The sequence below is a fragment of the Pseudomonas sp. KH_040 genome (assembly GCF_057839305.1).
In genome coordinates this window covers 4,411,366-4,432,680 of the sequence record NZ_CM174487.1, presented here as the reverse complement: position 1 = coordinate 4,432,680, position 21,315 = coordinate 4,411,366, and the positions used below count along the sequence as shown (strand labels likewise).

Genomic DNA, 21,315 nt, shown 5'->3' with positions numbered 1-21,315 from the left:
CGTTATTCGGTTGTGCGTTGATTGAGCGTTCGGTTATTGCGGCAATTTGAAATCGATGGTCTGGGTGGCGAAGCCGTCGATCGGCGTGTCACCGCGTTTGGCCGGAATAAATTTCCAGTTCTTCACGGCGGCAACAGCCGCGTCATCCAGTTGCGGTTTGCCGCTGGATTTGGTCACCGTCACCGAGCCGGCGCGACCATTGGCCAGCACCTGAATGCGCAGCACCACGCTGCCTTCCCAGTTGCGCCGCAGCGCCAGCGACGGGTATTCCGGCGGCGGGTTGCCGAGGCTGGCGAGACCGGAAATCGCTGCCGATTCCTTGACCGGACCCGGCGCGGCGGCAGGGGCCGGCGGTGCGCTCGGGGTGGCCGGGGCAGCGGGTGCAGCCGGTTGTGCCGGGGCCGGTGGAGCTTTCGGCGGCTCGACCTTTTTCACCGGTTTCGGCTTCTCGACCGGTTTTGGTTTTTCGATCGGCTTGGGCTTCTCCACCGGTTTCGGCGGTGGCTTGACCGCGTCCTCGTCTTCCACCGGTTGTTCAGGTTCCGGCGGTGGTGGAGGAGGCGGCGGTGGCGGCGGTTCCGGAGTGGGCGGTGCCGGTGGCGTCGGGCTGGTCAGCTCGACGGTCATTTCCGGAATCTGCGGCGGCGTTGGCAATGGCTGTGTTTTCGATTGCTGGAGAAACCACCAGGCGCAGCCATGTATCAGCGCTGACACAGCGACCAGCAACACCATCTGCTGTTTATTCAGACCACCGGGTTGCGAGGTATTGGCTTTAAACGCCGGCCTGCCCGGTGGCGGCGGAATTGGCGCTTCCCGCAACGGCCCCGGCAGGGTTCTGTGCTTTACCGCATCGTTCATTAAAGCTCCCTCGGGTTGATGAAGGGCAATAAGGTGCCGTCCGAACATCCAGGGGATATTCGAGTGGGTGGGTGTAACTTTCTTCAAGGTGTGCAGAAGCCGATAGTTGAACTATCCGGTTAACAAGGCTTGTGCAAACTTACTGGCTTGGCGTCATCGACTTCGAGTGTTCATTAGCCATTCCCTGGTTGTTCTTCTATTACGTGAGCGCACTGTCGGTGTCTCATGCTTGTTACACATAGCAACCGCTGTGCCACATGTTGCTGAAATGTAGAGTGCGTATTTCATGAGTGTTACCCATGTCGCATTTATATAAGTTTTACCCTTGTCGTGGTTTTTCCATGGCGCGCAGATTGCCGTTACTCCGGTTGAGGGAGCTTTTTCACAGGCGAGTCAGGCTGTGCGCCATATCACGCGGGTTGGCGGGATAGAGCGGCTGCGTGGCTTGCGGCCAGGGCACTTGCTGGTGCGCGGCGGACTGAATTGGTGCGGGTCAATGTTTTAGCGGTTCACGGGGCATGTTCCTTGTTGTTGTTTAGATAGAATCACTGTTTTAAGTATTGAGTAGTTCAAACCCGTGGAGCAGTTTTGGTGCGCTTGCAATGGTGCTGAAAGTTATTGTTCGACAATCCTGCTGTCATTCAATACACACTGCGTTTGTGCAATAACTGCTCGAGTGTTATTTAAAAAATAAATAGCACGCTGCCGTCGGCCAATAACTCATTGCCGAACGCAGTGCGCTGTCGAGGTGTCAGGTAATAAAGTAAGTGAGAAGGCAGCCGGGACTGTTCGGATGAACTCGGCGGCGAACGGATAAATGCAAAGAGGCTGTGATGCGGCAGAGCGTTTGAAGATTCACGCGGTGAACTCCTTGTTGCCAGCTCGGATACGCGAACTTTTGGTTCGGTATCGCACCTTACAAGAACGCGGATAGCGTTCGATGATTGCTCTTGGTGCGGGATGGGCACCGCCAGCGCTGTTTTGCGAGGTTTGAATTCGCAAGTCGCGAGTGCATGGGAAAACCGTGCCAAAACCGATACACAGGCAGATTTTTTCTACACCCACGCTACAGCCATCTACCCTGTGGCAATGGTCTTTTCGGGGGGATTGGATATGTACCAGCTCTATGGGCACAGAAATTCAGGCGCAGCCGCCATCGAAGCGGCGCTGGAGCTGTGCCAGATCGCTTACCGTTTCATTGATATCGAAGCCAGCACCGAAGCCGCCGAGGCGTTGGCTCAGCTCAATCCACTCAAGCAGATACCGACCTTGCAGCTGCCCGACGGCAGCGCTCTCACCGAGAGTGCGGCGATCCTGATTCATCTGGGCCTGACGTTTCCCAAGTCCGGCCTGCTGCCAGCCAAGGCGGATGATCGCGATCAGGCCATTCGCGGTCTGGTCTACATCGTCAGCAATTGCTACGCAGCGATCGGCGTCATCGATTATCCGGAGCGCTGGCTGCTGATGCCCGACGAAGCCTCGCGGCAGAATCTGGTGGCTGGCGCGCGTGAGCGTTTGCACTGGAGTTGGGAGGTATTTGCCGACCAGTTTTCTGCCGAGCTGTATCTGGATGACGAAACCCCGGGGGCGCTGGATGTGCTGGCGGCGGTGGTGACGCGCTGGGCGGGCAGCCGCGAGCATTTGCGCCAGACGCGGCCGGGGTTTTATGCGTGGTTGCAGCGAATTGACCGGCATCCGGTGCTGGCACCGGTGTTTGCCCGGCATTGGCCGTCCTGACCACACCGCAGATTCAAATGTAGGAGTGAGCCTGCTCGCGATAGCGGTCTGTCACCTACAAATAAGGTGGCAGACAGAACGCTATCGCGAGCAGGCTCACTCCTACAGGGGGCGGTGGTGTCTTCGGGATTTATTCCCCGCGAATGTACTGCTCCAACTGCTTGATCAACTCCGCCTGTTCGGCAATCGCTTCCTTGACCAGGTCACCGATCGACAGCAGGCCGATCAACTTGCCGTTCTCTACCACCGGCAAGTGGCGCAGGCGTTTGTCCGACATGATGCCCAGGCAAGTGTCGACGGTTTGGTGGGTGTCGACGGTGATCACGTTCGCCACCATGATGTCGCGCACCGGCGTGCCCACGGATGAGCGGCCATGCAGTACCAGTTTGCGCGCGTAGTCGCGTTCGCTGATGATGCCGACCACTTTTTCGTCTTCGACCACCAGCAAGGCGCCGACGTTTTTCTCGGCCATCTTCATCAGCGCTTCGAGCACCATGTGATCAGGTTTGATCTGGTGCACTTCCTGATTTTTCTGATCTTTGAGCTTGAGCAGTTGGGCGACGGTCTTCATGGCGGTTACTCAGGTGTTGTCGTTGTTATCCAAGCATCGTAGACGCAAGCGCGCAGGGCAAGGTGGCAAAGCGGCAGATAACACGCAAAAAACGTCATTTACCGGGTTTTTCCGTGGCTGATGGCGATTTATCGCCAGGGTCATCCCAGGCAATGCCGCGTAGAATGCCCCTCTGTTTCAATTCCTGAGGTTGCAGTGGTGGATTTACCGCAGGGCTTCGTCCTGACCCGGCATTGGCGCGATACAGCGGCCGGCACCGAAGTCGAGTTCTGGCTGGCGACTGACGCCGGGCCGCGCCGTGTGCGCCTGCCGCATCAGCCGTCGGTGGCCTTTGTTCCTGCCGAGCAGCGCGAGGCTGCCGAACGTCTGCTGCACGACGAAAAGAACGTCGAACTGCGCCCGCTGGCCCTGCAGGATTTCGAACATCGCCCGGTGCTCGGTCTGTATTGTCAGCAACACGGCCAGTTGATGCGCCTGGAAACCGCGCTCAACCGCAACGGGGTCGACGTCTACGAAGCCGACGTGCGCCCGCCGGAGCGCTATCTGATGGAGCGCTTCATCACCGCACCGGTGCGGTTCAGCGGCACGCCCGATGCCGACGGCTTATTGCTCAACGCCCAGCTCAAACCTGACCCCGATTACCGACCGAAGCTGCGCCTTGTCTCGCTCGACATCGAAACCACCGAAACCGGCGAGTTGTATTCGATTGCCCTCGAAGGGTGCGGCGAACGTCAGGTGTACATGCTCGGTGCGCCGAACGGCGACGCCAGCATCGTCGACTTTGATCTTGAATACTGCGACTCGCGCACGGTCATTCTGAAGAAACTCAACGACTGGTTCGCCCGTCACGACCCCGACGCGATCATCGGCTGGAACGTCGTGCAGTTCGATCTGCGCATCCTTCACGAACACGCTAGGCGACTCGGCGTGCCGCTGAAGATCGGTCGTGGCGGCGAAGAGATGCAATGGCGCGAACACGGCAGCCGCAATCACTACTTCGCCTCAGCAGCGGGGCGGCTGATTATCGACGGTATCGAGTCCCTGCGTTCAGCGACCTGGAGCTTCCCGTCGTTCAGTCTGGAAAACGTTGCCCAGACTCTGCTCGGCGAAGGCAAGTCGATCGACAACCCGTACCAGCGCATGGACGAAATCAACCGCATGTTCGCCGAGGACAAACCGGCGCTGGCCAAGTACAACCTCAAGGACTGCGAACTGGTCACGCGGATCTTCGCCAAGACCGAGTTGCTGACCTTTCTGCTCGAGCGCGCCAGTGTCACCGGACTGCCGGCGGACAGAAGCGGCGGCTCGGTAGCAGCGTTCACGCATTTGTATATGCCGTTGATGCACCGACAGGGTTTTGTCGCGCCGAATCTCGGCACCAATCCGCCGCAGGCCAGCCCCGGCGGGTTTGTCATGGACTCGCAACCGGGCCTGTATGAGTCGGTGCTGGTGCTCGATTACAAGAGCCTTTATCCATCGATCATTCGCACCTTTCTGATCGACCCGGTCGGCCTGATCGAAGGCTTGCAACACCCGGACGATAGCGACTCCGTGCCGGGCTTCCGAGGTGCGCGGTTCTCGCGTACCCGGCATTGTCTGCCGTCGATCGTTTCGCGGGTGGCCGAAGGTCGTGAGACCGCCAAGCGCGAGCACAACGCACCGTTGTCGCAAGCGCTGAAAATCATCATGAACGCATTCTACGGCGTGCTCGGCTCCAGCGGCTGCCGCTTCTTCGATACGCGGCTGGCCTCATCGATCACCCTGCGCGGTCACGAGATCATGCTGCGCACGCGCAAGCTGATCGAAGAGCAGGGCCACGCGGTGATCTATGGCGACACCGACTCGACCTTCGTCTGGCTGCGTCGTCCGCATGGGCAGGAGGAGGCGGCGAACATCGGTCATGCGCTGGTCAAACACGTCAACGACTGGTGGCGCGCGCATGTGCGTGATGAATATGGCCTGGAAAGCGCGCTCGAACTGCAATTCGAAATTCACTACAAACGCTTTCTGATGCCGACCATTCGCGGCGCGGAGGAGGGCAGCAAAAAACGTTATGCCGGCCTCGTCACCCGCGCTGATGGCAGCGATGAAATGGTTTACAAAGGCCTGGAAACCGTGCGCACCGACTGGTCGCTGCTGGCCCGGCAATTCCAGCAGGAACTCTACGAGCGGATCTTCCAGCGCAAGCCCTATCAGGATTACGTGCGCGACTACGTGCGCAAAACCCTCGCCGGTGAATTCGATGATCGCCTGGTCTACCGCAAGCGCCTGCGCCGCACTCTCGACGATTACGAGCGCAACGTGCCGCCCCACGTGCGTGCGGCGCGGCTGGCCGACGACTACAACGCCCAGCACGGGCGCCCGCGGCAGTACCAGAACGGCGGCTGGATCAGCTACGTCATCACCCTGGCAGGTCCCGAGCCGCTGGAAGTGCGCCGCGCCGCTATCGACTACGACCACTACATCACCCGGCAGCTGCAACCGGTGGCGGATGCGATTCTGCCGTTTGTCGACGACGATTTCTCAACCCTGATCGGGGGGCAACTGGGCCTGTTTTGAGTCGAGCAACTGCAGCGTCCATTCATCGAGAATGCCGTGGAAGTAGCGTTCCAGCGCCTGATTGAACACGCTGTCTTCAGCGCAAAACTGCGCGAACAGCGTCATCGAAGAATGAAATTTCAGGTCATCGGGATGGCCGAAAATCTCCGCGATCGAGCGCTGTTGCACTTTTAGCACTAGCTGCGTGCAAGTACGCAGGCGTGCGCCGAGCAGTTCGTGAGCCAGATAAGCCCGGGCTTCCTCGGCCGAACCGATGGCGTAGCGCCGGGACATTTCACTGCCGCCCAGGCCGGCGAACTGCGGAAAGACAAACCACATCCAGTGGCTGCGTTTGCGGCCCTCATCGAGTTCGCGTTGCACGCGCTCGAACACCGGGTCCTGGGCCTGGACAAAGCGTTGCAGGTTGAACGGGTCGTACTGATCAGTGCTTCTCATCGCGAAGCCCTCGCCAGCCGCTGGCTCAGACCATGGCCAGCCGCTGCTTGCGTTGTGGCGCTTGAAACACCTGGTCCAGCGCCGCCAGATCCCCGGCCTCCAGTTGCAGTTGCGCGGCGTGTGCATTGAGTTGCACGTGTTCCGGTCGCACAGCCTTGGGAATCGCAATCACACCATCCTGACGCAGAATCCACGCCAGCGAAACCTGTGCGGGGGTTACGCCGTGACGAGCGGCAATGTCTTTCAACACCGGCTCGGCGAGCAGGGCACCGCCCTGGCCAATCGGACAGTAAGCCATCAGCGGCATGCGTTGATGTTGGCACCACGGCAGCAAATCGAATTCGATGCCGCGCTCTTCGAGGTTGTAGAGCACCTGATTGGTCGCGCAGACGGAACTGGAGAGTTCTTCGAGATCATCGACATCGAAATTCGACACGCCCCAACGGCCGATCTTGCCGTCTTCGCGCAGGCGTTCGAAGGCTTCGACGGTTTCCTCCAGCGGATACTGGCCGCGCCAGTGCAACAGATAGAGGTCGATGTAGTCGGTGTCGAGCCGGCGCAAACTGCGCTCGCAAGCTTGCGGGATGCCCTTGCGGCTGGCGTTGTGCGGGTAGACCTTGCTCACCAGAAACACCTGATCGCGCAGGCCGGCAATGGCCTCGCCAACCAAGCTTTCGGCACCGCCCTCGGCGTACATTTCCGCCGTGTCGATCAGGGTCATGCCCAGCTCGATCCCCGTGCGCAGCGCCGCCACTTCACGCTTGTGCGCCGAGCGATCTTCACCCATGCGCCAGGTGCCTTGGCCAATCACCGGAACCTGGACGCCGGCCAATTCGAGGGTACGCATGCAAACCTCCTTGCTGAATGTGTCGATACCTTTTAGTGGGCAGCAGGATAGCTCAGGGGTTCAATAAGCAAAGAGATCGCGGCCTTCGGCAGCGCTTTCCTTATGGGTAGCGGTTTCCCATGTAGGAGCTGCCGAAGGCTGCGATCTTTTGATCTGGCGCTCTTCTTTATCCATCCACGTACAAGTGCGCAAGAAGTTGCGCAGTGCCTCGCCTGTTTTGACCCGGATAAGTCTCTACAGGCCGCGTAGCTCGTGGCCTCCAGCTAAGTGCGCAACTTCTTGCACACCACTGCGCAAAAAGTTGCGCACTTTCCCTTGTTTTTCATTGGCTTAATCACAGGAAAAGATCAGTCGATGAGCTCAAGGCATTGATCCGTATGGGCTGCATAAAAGCTGGCACGAAGTTTGATGGCGCATGGCCATCCTTTCAGGCAATGGTGCCTGAGAGGTATGTCTTTCAAGCAAGGAGAGCATCCCATGGCAACACCAGCGTACATGTCGGTTACCGGCGAAAAACAAGGCCTGATCACTGCCGGCGCATTCACCGCTGACTCCGTTGGCAACACCTACCAGGAAGGCCACGAAGACCAGGTTATGGTGCAGGCTTTCACCCACGACGTGATCATCCCGCGTGACCCGCAATCCGGTCAGCCAACCGGTCAGCGCGTGCACAAGCCAGTGGTCATCACCAAGGTCTACGACAAGGCTTCGCCTCTGCTGCAAGCGGCGCTGACCTCCGGCGAGCGCATGAGCGAAATCGTTATCCAGTGGTACCGTACTTCGGCGCAAGGCACCCAAGAGCACTACTACACCACCAAACTGGAAGACGCGATCATCGTCGCCATCAACAACAAAATGCACAACTGCCAGGACCCAGGCAACGCGCACTTCACCCACCTGGAAGAAGTGCAGTTCACCTACCGCAAAATCACCTGGACCCACGAAGTCTCCGGTACTTCGGGTTCCGATGACTGGCGTGCTCCAGTCGTTTAATTACGGCTGATGGTTGTACCGCCCCGATCGGCATGACTGGTCGGGGCGGATTCACTTCTAAAGAATTTTTTTGCCAATAGCCCCTTGAGGGCTGTTGCGCGTCGCAGCACTGCGCGAGGAACAAGGGATGTTCTCACCGGCCAACCAGCCTCATTTCAATCTGACCGTCGATGGCATCGACAGCGACTTTCAAGTGCTGTCGTTCACCGGTCGCGAGGCCCTTAACACGCCATTCGAATTCGAGCTGGAACTGGTCAGCGAAAAGGCCTCGATCAACCTCGAAAGCGTGCTGCACAAACTGGCGTTTCTTCAGCTGTCGCCAACCGGCACGGGGATCCACGGGCTGGTCTACAGCATTGCCCAGGGCGAGGCGGGCAAGCGCCTGACTCGTTACAAGATCTCCCTGCGCCCGCAACTGGCGTACCTCGCGCACCGGGTCAATCAGCGCATTTTCCAGCAGATGACCGTGCAGCAGATCATCAGCCAGGTCCTGGAAGAACACGGCATCCTCGCCAGCGATTACCACTTCCAGCTCAGCGCGATTTATCCCGAGCGCATTTACTGCGTGCAGTACGACGAATCGGACCTGGATTTCGTCCAGCGCCTGTGCGAAGAGGAGGGGATTCACTACCACTTCCAGCACACGTCGAGCGGGCACAAACTGACCTTCGGCGATGACCAGACGGTGTTCCCGAAACTGGCGCCAGTGGCCTATCAGCAGGACTCCGGACTGGTCGCCGACAAACCGGTGGTCAAGCGTTTCGGCCTGCGTCTGGCCACCCGCACCAGCCGCACCACGCGTCGCGATTACGACTTCGTCAAACCGAAGATCGAACTGGAAAGCGATGCCAAAAGCAGCGCGCAACCGGACCTCGAAGACTACGATTACCCGGGCCGTTTCGTCGATCGCGAGCGTGGCAAGCATCTGGCCAATCGCGCCTTGGAACGGCATCGCAGCGACTATCGTCTGGCCGAAGGCAAGAGCGATCAGCCGATCCTGGTCAGCGGGCATTTCCTCGCCCTGACCGACCACGCCAACCCGACGTGGAATGACCTCTGGCTGCTCACTGAAATCTTCCACGAAGGCAAACAGCCGCAGGTACTGGAAGAGTCGGTGACCAGCGACACCACCGACCTTAAGGACGATTTCCACCAGGGCTATCGCAATCGCTTCAGCGCGATCCCGTGGGACGTGCCTTACCGCCCGCCACTCGATCACCCGAAACCAAAAGTCCTCGGCACACAAAGCGCGGTGGTTTGCGGTCCCGAGGGTGAAGAGATCTACTGCGACCAATACGGCCGGGTGAAAGTGCAGTTCTTCTGGGATCGCGAAGGCAAGCACGACGACATGACCAGTTGCTGGATGCGCGTCGCGTCGAGCTGGGCAGCCGAGACTTTTGGTTCGATCAACATTCCACGGGTCGGCATGGAGGTGTTGATCACCTTCCTCGAAGGTGATCCCGATCAGCCGCTGATCACCGGTTGCCTGTACCACGGCGCCAATCTGCCGCCGTACAAGCTGCCGGACTTCAAGACCCTGGCCACGGTCAAGAGCAAGGAATACAAGGGCAGCCGCGCCAATGAACTGCGCATCGACGACACCACCAGCGAGATCAGCATTGCGCTGCGCAGCGACCACGGCGCGAGTGCGATCAATCTCGGTTACCTGACCCATCCGCGCCCGAGCGGTGGCCAGCCACGCGGCGAAGGGTTTGAGTTAAGAACCGATCGCCACGGTGCGGTACGTGCGGGTGCCGGTCTGCTGATCACTACCGAGCCACGGCCGAACGAATCGAAACACCACAAGGACCTGCCGGAAACCGCCGAGCGTCTCGCCACGGCCAGCGATCAGCAGGATGGCTTCGCTGTTCAAGCCAAAGAGTTGCAAGCCCAGGAGGCGGGCGACCAGGACGACGTGGCCAAGGCCTTGCACGCCCAGCATCAAGGCGTGCTCGGCAGCGGTCCAGCCAACCTCACCGCCAACGAATTCCCCGAATTCACCGAACCGCATCTGGTTCTCGCCAGCCCGGCCGGCATCGCCCTGACAACGCCGCGCTCCAGCCACATCGCCACTGGCGAACATTTGGCATTGAGCAGCACCGGCCACACCAGCCTATCGATCGGCAAACGCCTGCTGGCCAGCGCCAGTCGCGGCATGCGCCTGTTCGTGCAGAGCATGGGCTGGCGGCTGGTCGCGGCGTCCGGCGACATCGACGTGCGTGCGCTCAAGGACAGCATCAACCTGCTGGCCAAACTCAACATCACCGCCAATGCCGACCGCATCACCATCACCGCGAAAACCGAACTGGTGATCCAGGGCGGCGGCAGCGCCACCACCTACAACGCCGGCGGCATCACCCACGCCACCAGCGGCCCGTACACCGCGCACGCGGCGAACTTCGCCTACACCGGCGCGAAATCTTTGGCCGGGGTATTCCCGGAACCACCGAAACCGGGCAAGGGCAACCTCGAACTGTTCAACCAATACGCCGGTCGTCAGGGCATCAAGGACGGCGATTATGAAGTCATCGATGCCCTGGGCAAAAGCATCAAAGGCAAGCTCGACGGCAAGGGGTTCGCCAGCGTCGCCGGCGCTGCCCCGGGGCCGGCACGTGTGCTGTTCGGCAAGGATCCGGCGGACACCTGGAGCGACGGCAGCTACATCGGCAAACCGGAGTGGCCGTTGAATCCGCCGGGGGCTGAAGACGTGCCGAGTCAGGTGCAAGCCATGGTCGCGCAGGTCTTGCCGAGCAAGAGTTGGGAGATGTTGGAGAAGGGTAAGGACATGGCGCAAACAGGGATGAACGCAATGCAGACCGCGCAAGGTGCGATGCAAACAGCGCAGCAAGTGAAGGGTGTGGTGCAGGGCGGTGTGGCCGGATTGCCGAAATTGGCGAGTGCGGCGTTGCCGAGTGCTTCGGGGGCTTCTTGGAGCGGCGAGCAAGGCGGGCAACTTGCCGAGCCTGCCTGCACCGAGTCTGCCAAAACCGTCCTTGAAAACCCCGGGCCTGTTGGCGGGTGAGATGCTGTCATGATAACGGAAACGATTTCAGTCAAAGGAGTGACGCAATGAAAGACGCTATTCGTTTGGGGGACTCCACCACCCACACAGTCGATGGCACGCCAATCGCCCGGAATGGCATGAAGACCGCCTGCGGGGTCGCGCTGATTGCAAGTGGTCCCAAAGGGGTTGTGATCAGCTGAACCACTTCATTCGTTTTGGCTTCGTGGCTCCAGGACCCGACTTCGAGTTGCTCCTGTGGAGACATATGCCTTCAGAACATCTTCTAACTCCAAAGCCTGTTGGCTGGTAAGACGCTTTCATGACAACCGAAACCACTATTGCTAACAAACGCGAAACCCAAGTGGCTATTGTTCCCCTGAACTTGATTATGGTTGAGGACGTGGGACGCGGTGCTGCGCAATTCGACGCATGGTTGCGAGAACTCAGCGGTGATCTGGTCACGCTGGAGCGGATCAAAAGCGTTGCAGGCGCGCTGCCGGTTGTAGGCAATATCATGGCGTTGGTCGATGCATTGAATGATATCGCTACACTTTCGAAGAGCCCCAATCAGGATCCGCTTAGCTGGGTCAGTCTTGGCATCAATTTAATTGGTGTGTTGCCGCTACCACCAAATATGGCAGCGGCGCGAATGAGTCTGCGCCCGATGTTGTTTCTGGTCCGTCAGGAGACTGCGAAAGCCGGCAAGATGGTGCTGGGAGATGCGCTGATCAATGTGGTAGTAGGTCATCTGAATGCTGATATCGCCGGCACCATTGATGACTTCGTGACGCAGGCTCAGGCCAAGCTCAAGGAGATTCTCAATGATGCCGGTGAGTATGGGGAGAAGATGCTCGATGAGATCGCGAACGGCTTAGAAAAAGTCGTTAACGGTAAACTCGATGCAAAAGGGAGTTTGAAGGACGCTCATCAGATGATAAGCGCGGCAGGCGATCAGTTAACTCATGATCCGCTAAAGTCCTGGGACAACTTTTTAGATGCTACTGCGAACGTTTATAAGGCTGTCGGTAAGGGAATTGCCAACGGTGCAGCTGAATACCTACTGCCAGATGAAGCAAAGGAGCAAGTTCTCCGCCATACCAAGTCATTGCGGGCAATGGGGCCAGAACTCAAGACTCAATTGAACAAACTTGGTGATCCGGGTGTTCAGAGTTCAATTGGCGCATTATTAGTGGTGCTCGCCGGCGCAGTTGCAGCGTGGCGAAAACGTAATGCGCATGGTCAGAGCGCTAACGTCAAACCTGCAGTTACCAGCAAGGCCAAACATACGGCTGCAGATGGAAAAACTGAGGTCAGCAGGACTGAAGAGAAAGCCAGTCAGCGTCCCAATGACGATAAGAATGAGGTCTGCCCAGCGACTGGCAAACGTATCAGCTTTGCGTTGGGAACCGAGACGTTCGATCACATGGATTTCGGCTTGCCGGGCCCGTTCCCCATCCAGTGGATGCGTACCTATTGCTCTGATCTGAGCGCCTATGACAAGGGCATCCTGGGAGCCCGTTGGATCACCCCATTTAGCACTCGGATAGATTTGGTAGATGATGGGTTGTTGTTCCACGACGCCGACGGACGTAGTCACGCATACCCGGTGCCAAAGGTCGGCCAGTTCCATTATGACGCAATAGAGAACCTCACTTTGCTGCTCGTCAGCGAGGGCCACCTGCTGCTGTGCCGTGGGGTTGAGCGCAAGGAAGTCTATCATCTCCGTGGCAAGCAATATGTGCTGGTAAATGTGGAGTTGCGCAATGGTGCCGGCATCATGCTGCATCACGAACATCGCCATGGAGAGATGCCGGTATTATCGGATTTGATTACATATATCGAGGGTGACGTCACCAAGGTTCATCGGCATCTAGGGACAATGATTGATGAGCAGGGTCGACTGAAGGGGGTGTGGGAAATTAGTGATGGCGAGCCACTTCGCCAGCTTTGCGCTTATACCTATGACGGTCACGGAGACCTGGTTCAAGCACAGGATGAGAATGGCGGCGCGTGGTCCTATCAGTACCAATATCACCTGATCACTCGTTACACCGATCGAACAGGGCGCGGCATGAACCTGCAATGGCAGGGCACGGGAGCTGATGCCAAAGCCGTGCGTGAATGGGCAGATGATGGCAGCTTCGACACCCGCCTGGAGTGGGACGAAAACATTCGTTTGACCTATGTCACCGATGCTCACGGCAACGAGACATGGCACTACTACGACAGCCTCGGCTACACCTACCGCATACGCCACCCGGATGGACTGTCGGAATGGCTATTTCGCGATGAAGCCAAGAACGTAATAAGACATGTACATCCTGACGGCGCCACAGATCGTTACAGCTACGACGAGCGTGGCAATCGCCTTGAGCATATTCGCGCTGACAACACGGTGGTGCATTTTGCCTATGATGACCAGGATCAGTTGATCAAGATCCTGGATGCAGAGGGTGGTCTGTGGTTGCGCGCTTATGACGACGCCGGCAACCTGGTGGAGATGGTCGATCCGCTAGGCAACAAGACGGAGTACAGCTACGACAAGGTTGGGCTGCCCATTGCCATCAAAGATGCCAATGGCAATGAGAAGACGCTCGAGTACAACGATGCGGGTCAGTTGGTTAAATACGCAGACTGTTCCGGTAAAACCACCGAGTGGGAGTACAACGATCGCGGCTTGATGATTTGTGCGACTGATGCCGCCGGGCAGAGTACCGAATACGAGTATAAAGTCGGGCAGTTGGTACTGATCAAACATCCTGACAAAACTGAAGAGCGCTTCGACCGAGATGCAGAAGGGCGACTGTTGGCGCACGTTGATGCCTTGGATAACTGCACAACTTGGAGTTACACCGCTGCCGGACTTATCCATGAACGAGTAGATGCTGCCGAGCAAACACTGCGCTATCGCTGGGACAGACTTGGTCGTTTGCAAGCGCTGGAAAATCAGAATGAGCGTTGGGCGCAATTCAACTATGACCCGATGGGACGGATGCTGACGCAGACAGGTTTTGACGGTCGATTGACGAGTTTTCTGTATGAGCAGGCTTCTGGTCAATTGGCGAGCGTCGTGACGGGAGATCGAGTCGTACACGTTAGCTATGATGCTATGGGGCGTTTGACTGAGCGTCGTGCCGTACTCGGTGAACAATCACAGTCGGAAACCTACGCGTATGACGGTCGGGGGAATCTCATCCTTGCCAGCAACACCGATAGCAAGATTCAGTGGTTTTACGATGCGGCTGGTAATCAGTTGCGTGAACACCAGCACTATCTCAGTCTTGAAGATCCACTCGTTGCGATTTGGCAGCATGAATACGACGTTTTAAACCAACGGGTTGCTACAACGCGTCCGGATGGTCATCGAGTAAGCTGGTTGACCTACGGAAGCGGTCATCTGCTGGCATTGCGCTTGAATGAGCATGAGCTCGTCGGCTTTGAACGTGACGACTTGCATAGGGAAGTGGCTCGCCACCAAGGTAACCGCTTGGTTCAGACTCAAAAGTGGGATCCGGCGGGCCGATTGCAGGAACAGTTGTTAGGGCGAAGTGATGACAAGTCCACTGTGCTCAAACGCGAGTACACCTACGATGCGATAGGCCAGCTCACTGAGCTGAATGATACGCGCCGTGGCCCTCTCTCATATAGATATGATCCGCTCAGCAGGCTTCTGAAGGCCGTCAGTCGTATAGGCGTAGAGACCTTCGATTTCGACCCGGCAGGTAACCTTTTGAACGAGAAGGCGACTGAAGTGCGTCGCCCGCTGGAGTTGACTCCTGCGCGCAGCAAGCTCGTTGATAACCTGCTGCGTGAATATGCTGGCACCCATTACGAATACGACGAACGCGGCAACCAGGTCAAACGCTGGAACAACGGCACGTTTAGCCAAATGCGATGGGACCTCTTTGACAGGCTGGTGCATTTCGATGATGCCAGACTCTCGGTGGCGTACGCCTACGACGCACTCGGGCGGCGCCTGTTCAAGAACTCAATGGCGCACTATAAGCAACGTCCTACGGCTGGTTCACTGTGGAACCGAAGTGAGCACGCCCGTATTCAGCAAGAGCACGGATGTGGCTTCACGTTGTATGGCTGGGATGGCGATAATCTGGCTTGGGAGAGCCGTACTGCCCAGCAGGATGGGAGACCTGGCCGAACAGTTCATTACATCTTTGAACCCGGTACTTTCGTTCCCGTCGCTCAGGCCCTGACACATAGCTCAATCAAGTTGACGGGCGTGCCGAGCTATGAGGAAGGCTACAGTCTGGATGAAGATCCGTTGTGGAACCACTTGCCTTTATCACCGCCGATTGACGTATTGTCGTGGTACCAATGCGACCATCTGGGTACACCACAAGAACTGACCGATGTGAATGGCGGCATTCTATGGAGTGCGCATTACAAGGCTTGGGGAGAGATTCGGGAGCAGCGTGCTAATTTTGCAATTCAGCACGCTCTTAAGAACCCGATTCGATTCCAAGGACAATATCATGACCATGAGACGGGTCTGTATTACAACAGGCATCGGTATTATGACCCAAGCGTCGGTCGGTTTATAAGTAAAGACCCTGTCCGCTGGGCAGGAGGGCTGAATTTCTATGCCTACGCGCCAAATCCCATCCAATGGGTCGATCCACTCGGCTTGGCTCGTGTCAAGGGGGTAACCCCGAATAACAAGGGAACCCGCACCTCCATTGAGAGTGCCAACCTCCCACAGACGGAGATAGGTTTCAGCAAGCGCGCTCTAGGAAATGGTATCGATCATCCAGTAGTGGCTGAACTTTATGAGGATGTTCCTATTGATGATCGCTCTGTCTTCCATGGTGATTGCGGTGAGGCGGATGCCCTCAGCAATATTGCAAAAAAACATAACGTTCAGACAGTCGATGAGTTGAAAGCTTTAACCGAAGGTGGTAAATCAACGACTCACAGGAACGATAATGTGTTGAAGCCATTCTGTGATTCGTGTAAGCGAGTCATGGGAAGGCTAGGAGTGGAAGATGGAGCTATATAATGATTGATAGTATAGAAGTAAAAGAATTTGATGATCTGGAAGAACGGTTGCTTGAAGCGGATGTTTCTTATGGGGAAATGACGCGTGAATACGCTCGTTATCTATTGGGTCTTATTCAAAAAGATGAACTGAGATCTATTGATGCCGGCAAGTTGGAAATGCTGGTGCCGTTCCTGGAAGAAGCTATGCGGCGGGATCGTATCGAAAGTGATGAGGGTCTGAGAAAGAAACTCACTGTTGATCTCTGGAAGATAGAACAGCAGAATCGTAAGGTTGATGAGGATTTTGCAAATTTTATCCGTGGTGTACTTTATTGCTATGGGACTGAGGAAGTTTGGGAGGAGGAGGGTGATGGTCCAACACCTATCTATCTTTATTTTCTTATTCTGAAAAAAATACTTCCTGGGCTAAGGAAGGATTTTATTAACAGTTTTAACAGGTTTATTGAACGGCGCAGCTGATATGCTCTCTGTTTGTTAGCAGGGAGCGGCAGTTAGTGACGATGGCTAGGTAGAGGGTTTTGATTTCATTTGTGGCTAATCCTCAGATGGATGTCGTGCCTAGTCAGTTAGCCTTGCATTCGCGTATTAGATGCCTGCTCCGAGTGTAAAACAATTCTGCTGAATAGGGCGATTGAATACATCATGATTAGCCATGAACAAATTGTTGATTTTTCAAATCGTCTAGCCAACGGCAAGGATGAAGCTCAAACAGCTCGGGACGTAATGAAGTTTATGTGCGCGGGTATCGGTATGGTTCTTCAAGACGAACAAGTGTCCACTATTGTCAGAGACGCGTTTGCAGTAGCGCACAGGTACTGGTTTGAGGGTGCAGAGAACGAGCATGAATTGAATGCTGCCAGAATTAAATGTTGGGATTTTCTGGAAGCGAAAGGGCGTGATGTAGAGATTGAAGACAATGAAGACGCTGCAGTCAGAGCCTTATTTTGCGTGATGTATCCCGACAGAGTTTCTGATGAGGATTTCGTGCAGGAGTCTTTTGATTGGTTTTTCGAAATGATCAATAGGATTGGCGATTTCGGGCATGCATTTGAGCAGGCGGCCACAAGAGTAACCCGCACCGCAGAGTAGCGATCAAGAGGAGGCCAATCTGCCGCCGAGTCTGACGCTGAAGCAGTGGTGCGAGCAGGCGGATCAAGGCATGCGTCAGGGATTGGAGCGTGTGGGTCTTTAATCCCTTGATGGTTGATCGTTCCCTCGCGCAGCAAAGGAATGCCTCAAGGGACGCGGAGCATCCCGGGCTGCATGCCTTTGCTGCGCGTGGGAACGGTCAGGTGCAACGGGCAGGTTATTTTGCGGAGAACTTCAGCACCACGCTGTGGCTGTAAGTCTGCCCCGGATCAAGCCGAGTGCTCGGGAAGTCCGGCTGATTCGGTGAATCCGGATAATGCTGAGTCTCCAGGGTAAACGCGCCCCAGTGCGGATACACCTTGCCACCCTTGCCCTTGACCGTACCGTCGAGGAAGTTGCTGGTATAGAACTGCACACCCGGTTCCGTGGTGAACAACTGCAGCACGCGACCGGACTGCGGGTCACTCACCTCAGTCGCAACTTTGCCGATATCGCCCTTGGTATCCAGCGCCCAGTTGAAATCAAACCCACCTTGTTTCGGTTCGGCAAATTTCAACTGCGGATGATCAGCCTTGATGTGCGTGCCGATTGCGGTCGGCTTGCTGAAGTCCATCGGCGTGCCGGCCACGGGTGCCAGTTCGCCAGTCGGGATCAGTTTGGCGGTGACCGGCGTGTAATGGCTGGCGTGAAGGGTGGCGACCTGTTTGAGGATGTCGCCATTGCCGGCGCCGGCGAGGTTGAAGTAGCTGTGGTTGGTCAGGTTGAGCACCGTCGGTTTGTCGGTGCTGGCCTTGTAGTCGATGCGCAGTTCGTTGTTGTCGGTGAGGCGATAGGTCACTTCGGTGGTGAGGTTGCCGGGGAAGCCCATTTCACCGTCGGCCGAGAGATAGGTCAGGGTCACGCCGACCGAATCCTTGTCCTTAGTTTCCTGGGCCTTCCAGACTTTCTTGTCGAAGCCCGATGTGCCGCCGTGCAGCGCGTTGGTCTTGTCGTTCTGCGGCACTTGATAGCGCTTGCCGTCGAGTTCGAACGCGCCTTCGGCGAGGCGATTGCCGAAGCGGCCGATGGTCGCGCCGAAATAGGCGGTGCCTTTCTGATAGCCCTGCACATCGTCGAAGCCGAGTACGACGTCGTCGAACTTGCCGTGCTTGTCGGCGACTTTCAGCGATTGCAGGGTCGCGCCGTAGGTGATGACGGTGGCTTGCATGCCGTGGCTGTTGCGCAGGATGTATTGCTCGACGGGCGTGCCGTCATTGGTTTTGCCGAAGGCTTTGTGTTCGGCGCTGAGGCCGGCCGCGTTGGCGGAGAGGGTGGCGATCATCAGGGACAGTCCGAGGCCGGAGAGCAGGTGACGGGATTGAAGCATGGTTGACCTTCCTTTTTGTTGTTGTTTTCAAAATGGCGCCGATGCCGTGTAGGAGCTGCCGCAGGCTGCGATCTTTTGATTTTGGTTTTCAAAGGCAAGGTCAAAAGATCGCAGCCTGCGGCAGCTCCTACAGCGTAACTAGTCATGCTATTTGTATTTGCAATCAAGATTTATAGCTGATTAATCGTTTATTTCAACAATAAAGACAGACTAATTGGTTAGGCAGGCATTGCCGAAGGTCGGCTGGTCGTGCGCACCACTGCACTTTTTCGCAATCGGCGGCTCTATCCATGGCCAGGATGCGGTGACTCCCGCCGCACAGGAATGTGCCTGTTCGAGATTTCATGCCGAGAGTTTTTGCCCTGATCGCTGCTTTTTTCCGCCGCCCGAGCCTGTTGCTGGCGTGTTTGTCGTCGCTGCTGTTCAGCGGTTGCAGTCATCAGGACGGCAACGGCTTCTTCAATCAGATGCGTGAAGGGAAGCCGCAGGAGTTCCTGCAGACCAGCGTCGACCGCATGGCCACGCTGGCGATGCGCGACAACCTCAGCAGTCTTTACCGCTTGCAAGCCAAGCTGTACCTGCGCAACCCGGACGAGCTGCGCAAGTCAGGCTTTCTCAACATCCATGCCGCTGTGAAGCAGGTGCGGATGGCCGTAGAGCAGCAACAGCCGCTGCCGGTGTTGGGTGGTCGAAAGGATCTGGCGGCGCTGAGCTATGCGATGAGCCCGGAGTTTCTCGGTGACCGCGTCGGCGCGTTCATCTATGCCATCGGCAGCATGCTGGTCACCGCCCATGGCAATCGCACCGAGTTCTATATGACGGACGCGATCAACCCGACGTTCGTTCACAACGCCGCACGCAATATCGAAAAAGCCACGTGGATCTTGTCCCAGCGACAGAACAAGGAAGGTCAGCCGCTGCTGTTTTCCAATGAGATCTCGGAGGAGGGCAGCAACCTGAGCTTCGCCACCGAGTTCGGCAAAATCGTTGCGCGGCTGGACCTGATCACGCAGATGCTTGATGAGCGTTACCGGCGGATCGGCCTTAACTACGCGCAGAGTTTGCTGTTCCTGAATTTCTTGCCGGTGCAGTGAGTTCTGTTTGGGCGGTGATGATCAATTCACCACAAAACCCTGTGGGAGCTGGCTTGCCAGCGATAGCGGTGGGTCAAGCAAAGCAGTGTTGCCTGACCTGGCCTCATCGCTGGCAAGCCAGCTCCCACAAGTTTTTGTGGTGTGCAGAGATCCAATGTAGGAGCGAGCCTGCTCGCGAAAGCGTTCCTTCAGGCGCTGAAGAGTTGACTGGTCCACCTCATTCGCGAGCAGGCTCGCTCCCACATTGATCGAATAGTGAAGGTTGTTTTTGTATACAATCCGTCACCGCTATTGATCAAAATGGAGCCGCCCCCGTCATGACCGACCCCGCCAGCGCCGATTTCAGCCGCGTCGACCGCACCGCCCGTGCGGACAAACTGCCCTACGCCGCGTTACTGGCGTTCGCCATGACCGGGTTCATTGCCATCCTCACCGAAACCCTGCCCGCCGGGCTGCTGCCGCAGATCGGTGCCGGGCTCAACGTCAGCGAGGTGCTCGCCGGGCAACTGGTGACGCTCTACGCGCTGGGTTCGATTGTCGCGGCGATTCCGCTGACCGTCGCCACGCGTGGCTGGCCTCGGCGCCGGGTGTTATTGATGACGGTTGGCGGGTTTCTGCTATTCAACACGGTCACCACGTTTTCCAGCCATTACGGTTTGACCCTGGCTTCGCGTTTTCTCGCCGGGATGGCGGCGGGGTTGTCGTGGGGGATCATGGCCGGTTATGCGCGCGGCATCGTGCCGGTGCATCAACAAGGGCGGGCGCTGGCGATTGCCATGCTCGGCACGCCGGTGGCGTTGTCACTGGGCACGCCGGCGGGGACGTGGCTGGGCAATCTGATTGGCTGGCGCGCGTCGTTCGGGATCATGTCGGCGCTGGCTCTGGTGCTGGCCGCGTGGATTGTTATCGCGGTGCCGGATCGTACGGGGCAGGCCAGTGACGAGCGTCTGCCGCTGCTCGAATCGCTGCGCCTGCCGGGCGTGCGGCCGGTGCTGTTCGTGGTGCTGACGTGGATGCTCGGGCACAACATTCTCTACACCTACATTGCGCCATTTCTGATGCAGGCCGGGCTGGCTGATCGGGTCGATCTGGTGCTGCTGGTGTTTGGCCTGTGTTCGCTGGTGGGGATCTGGATCATCGGTATGCTGGTCGATCGCTGGTTGCGTTGGCTGACGTTGATCAGCCTCGCGGTGTTTGCGCTGACGGCATTGGTTCTGGCATTGGCAGCGCCGTCGCCTCTGATCATTTATGCCTGCATGGCGGTGTGGGGCTTGTCGTTTGGCGGCTCGGCCACTTTGCTGCTGACCTCGGCGGCGGACTCGGCTGGTGATCACGTCGACGTGGTGCAAGCAATGCTCACCACCTCTTGGAACGTGGCGATCGCCGGGGGCGGGTTGTTTGGCGGGTTGTTGCTGGATCGGGCGGGGGCGATGTCGTTTCCGTGGGCGTTGCTGATTCTGTCGCTGATCGCGCTGGCCACGGTGTGGATCAACAAAAACCACAGCTTCAAACCTGGCCGAAGGGTGCACTGAATCTGCATCCACCACCTGACCCTGTAGGAGTGAGCCTGCTCGCGATAGCGGTCTATCTGTGACGGATTCAGTGACTGACCCTCCGCTATCGCGAGCAGGCTCACTCCTACAGTAAAGCGATGGTGAATTCGATATGGCATAACGATAGACCGCATCGATATATGTGGTTATAAGAAAAATCGCTATGCTGCGGGCCAGATTTTTCCTGTCGTTT

Annotated in this window: 14 protein-coding genes and 1 pseudogene; 10 read left to right on the top strand and 5 right to left on the bottom strand. The window is 57.3% G+C overall.

Annotated elements, in window-relative coordinates; translation table 11 throughout:
* Positions 1–33 precede the first annotated feature (33 nt).
* Positions 34–858 carry an energy transducer TonB gene (locus AC3IUF_RS19700; protein WP_489279050.1) on the bottom strand — a complete coding sequence of 275 codons (825 nt, stop codon included), beginning with the start codon at positions 856–858 and terminating at the stop codon, positions 34–36.
* A gap of 1,113 nt (positions 859–1,971) precedes the next feature.
* Between AC3IUF_RS19700 and AC3IUF_RS19695 the strand changes: the two genes are divergently transcribed.
* Entirely contained in the window at positions 1,972–2,595 is a 624-nt protein-coding gene (locus AC3IUF_RS19695) for a glutathione S-transferase (protein WP_007949951.1), read from the top strand.
* Positions 2,596–2,725: 130 nt separating this feature from the next.
* On the opposite strand, the gene AC3IUF_RS19690 is transcribed toward AC3IUF_RS19695, so the two are convergent.
* On the bottom strand, positions 2,726–3,166 hold the full coding sequence (locus AC3IUF_RS19690) for a CBS domain-containing protein (RefSeq protein WP_007918278.1): 441 nt from the start codon (positions 3,164–3,166) through the stop codon (positions 2,726–2,728).
* Positions 3,167–3,364: 198 nt separating this feature from the next.
* On the opposite strand from AC3IUF_RS19690, the gene AC3IUF_RS19685 reads away from it, so the two are divergent.
* Positions 3,365–5,725, top strand: coding sequence for a DNA polymerase II (locus tag AC3IUF_RS19685; RefSeq protein WP_489279048.1), 2,361 nt, complete (start codon positions 3,365–3,367; stop codon positions 5,723–5,725).
* Here AC3IUF_RS19685 and AC3IUF_RS19680 read toward each other — a convergent pair.
* The gene (locus tag AC3IUF_RS19680) at positions 5,690–6,160 is read right to left on the bottom strand and encodes a DUF1810 domain-containing protein (protein WP_007918280.1); all 471 of its coding nucleotides are present in this window, start codon (positions 6,158–6,160) and stop codon (positions 5,690–5,692) included. The two genes, AC3IUF_RS19685 and AC3IUF_RS19680, sit on opposite strands and share 36 nt — an antisense overlap.
* A gap of 25 nt (positions 6,161–6,185) precedes the next feature.
* A complete protein-coding gene (locus tag AC3IUF_RS19675; protein ID WP_489279046.1) occupies positions 6,186–7,007 on the bottom strand; it encodes an aldo/keto reductase in 822 nt (273 codons plus the stop codon).
* Positions 7,008–7,484: 477 nt separating this feature from the next.
* Here AC3IUF_RS19675 and AC3IUF_RS19670 point away from each other — a divergent pair, with 477 nt between their 5' ends.
* The 6 genes and pseudogenes from AC3IUF_RS19670 to AC3IUF_RS19645 all read left to right on the top strand — a co-directional run bounded on the left by AC3IUF_RS19670 (position 7,485) and on the right by AC3IUF_RS19645 (position 17,109).
* Complete coding sequence (locus AC3IUF_RS19670; protein ID WP_007949952.1) at positions 7,485–8,000, top strand: Hcp family type VI secretion system effector; 516 nt, start codon at positions 7,485–7,487, stop codon at positions 7,998–8,000.
* Between the two features lie 127 nt (positions 8,001–8,127).
* A pseudogene (locus AC3IUF_RS19665) lies at positions 8,128–11,035 on the top strand (type VI secretion system Vgr family protein).
* A gap of 34 nt (positions 11,036–11,069) precedes the next feature.
* Positions 11,070–11,204, top strand: a complete 135-nt coding sequence (locus tag AC3IUF_RS19660) for a hypothetical protein (protein ID WP_489279045.1) — start codon at positions 11,070–11,072, stop codon at positions 11,202–11,204.
* Between the two features lie 119 nt (positions 11,205–11,323).
* The gene (locus AC3IUF_RS19655; RefSeq protein ID WP_489279044.1) at positions 11,324–16,018 is read left to right on the top strand and encodes an RHS repeat-associated core domain-containing protein; all 4,695 of its coding nucleotides are present in this window, start codon (positions 11,324–11,326) and stop codon (positions 16,016–16,018) included.
* Positions 16,018–16,479, top strand: a complete 462-nt coding sequence (locus tag AC3IUF_RS19650) for a hypothetical protein (protein ID WP_489279043.1) — start codon at positions 16,018–16,020, stop codon at positions 16,477–16,479. Before AC3IUF_RS19655 ends, AC3IUF_RS19650 begins: the two co-directional genes overlap by 1 nt.
* Positions 16,480–16,662: 183 nt before the next feature.
* Positions 16,663–17,109 (top strand): hypothetical protein, encoded by a 447-nt coding sequence (locus AC3IUF_RS19645; protein WP_489279042.1) that lies wholly within the window; start codon positions 16,663–16,665, stop codon positions 17,107–17,109.
* A gap of 217 nt (positions 17,110–17,326) precedes the next feature.
* Here AC3IUF_RS19645 and AC3IUF_RS19640 read toward each other — a convergent pair whose 3' ends face one another.
* Positions 17,327–18,475: an aldose epimerase family protein gene (locus AC3IUF_RS19640; RefSeq protein ID WP_007918676.1), complete on the bottom strand. Its 1,149-nt coding sequence runs from the start codon at positions 18,473–18,475 to the stop codon at positions 17,327–17,329.
* Positions 18,476–18,819: 344 nt separating this feature from the next.
* Here AC3IUF_RS19640 and AC3IUF_RS19635 point away from each other — a divergent pair, with 344 nt between their 5' ends.
* Together AC3IUF_RS19635 and AC3IUF_RS19630 are read left to right on the top strand one after the other, a co-directional pair.
* On the top strand, positions 18,820–19,569 hold the full coding sequence (locus tag AC3IUF_RS19635; protein ID WP_463543406.1) for a hypothetical protein: 750 nt from the start codon (positions 18,820–18,822) through the stop codon (positions 19,567–19,569).
* 317 nt (positions 19,570–19,886) lie between these two features.
* The gene (locus AC3IUF_RS19630) at positions 19,887–21,101 is read left to right on the top strand and encodes an MFS transporter (protein ID WP_489279041.1); all 1,215 of its coding nucleotides are present in this window, start codon (positions 19,887–19,889) and stop codon (positions 21,099–21,101) included.
* Positions 21,102–21,315 lie beyond the last annotated feature (214 nt).

Coding starts and splice junctions, on each gene's coding strand:
- AC3IUF_RS19675 (WP_489279046.1), bottom strand. CDS start 7,007: ATGCGTACCCTCGAATTGGCCGGCGTCCAGGTTCCGGTGATTGGCCAA.
- AC3IUF_RS19650 (WP_489279043.1), top strand. CDS start 16,018: ATGATTGATAGTATAGAAGTAAAAGAATTTGATGATCTGGAAGAACGG.
- AC3IUF_RS19645 (WP_489279042.1), top strand. CDS start 16,663: ATGATTAGCCATGAACAAATTGTTGATTTTTCAAATCGTCTAGCCAAC.
- AC3IUF_RS19635 (WP_463543406.1), top strand. CDS start 18,820: ATGCCGAGAGTTTTTGCCCTGATCGCTGCTTTTTTCCGCCGCCCGAGC.
- AC3IUF_RS19655 (WP_489279044.1), top strand. CDS start 11,324: ATGACAACCGAAACCACTATTGCTAACAAACGCGAAACCCAAGTGGCT.
- AC3IUF_RS19695 (WP_007949951.1), top strand. CDS start 1,972: ATGTACCAGCTCTATGGGCACAGAAATTCAGGCGCAGCCGCCATCGAA.
- AC3IUF_RS19700 (WP_489279050.1), bottom strand. CDS start 858: ATGAACGATGCGGTAAAGCACAGAACCCTGCCGGGGCCGTTGCGGGAA.
- AC3IUF_RS19670 (WP_007949952.1), top strand. CDS start 7,485: ATGGCAACACCAGCGTACATGTCGGTTACCGGCGAAAAACAAGGCCTG.
- AC3IUF_RS19660 (WP_489279045.1), top strand. CDS start 11,070: ATGAAAGACGCTATTCGTTTGGGGGACTCCACCACCCACACAGTCGAT.
- AC3IUF_RS19630 (WP_489279041.1), top strand. CDS start 19,887: ATGACCGACCCCGCCAGCGCCGATTTCAGCCGCGTCGACCGCACCGCC.
- AC3IUF_RS19680 (WP_007918280.1), bottom strand. CDS start 6,160: ATGAGAAGCACTGATCAGTACGACCCGTTCAACCTGCAACGCTTTGTC.
- AC3IUF_RS19690 (WP_007918278.1), bottom strand. CDS start 3,166: ATGAAGACCGTCGCCCAACTGCTCAAGCTCAAAGATCAGAAAAATCAG.
- AC3IUF_RS19640 (WP_007918676.1), bottom strand. CDS start 18,475: ATGCTTCAATCCCGTCACCTGCTCTCCGGCCTCGGACTGTCCCTGATG.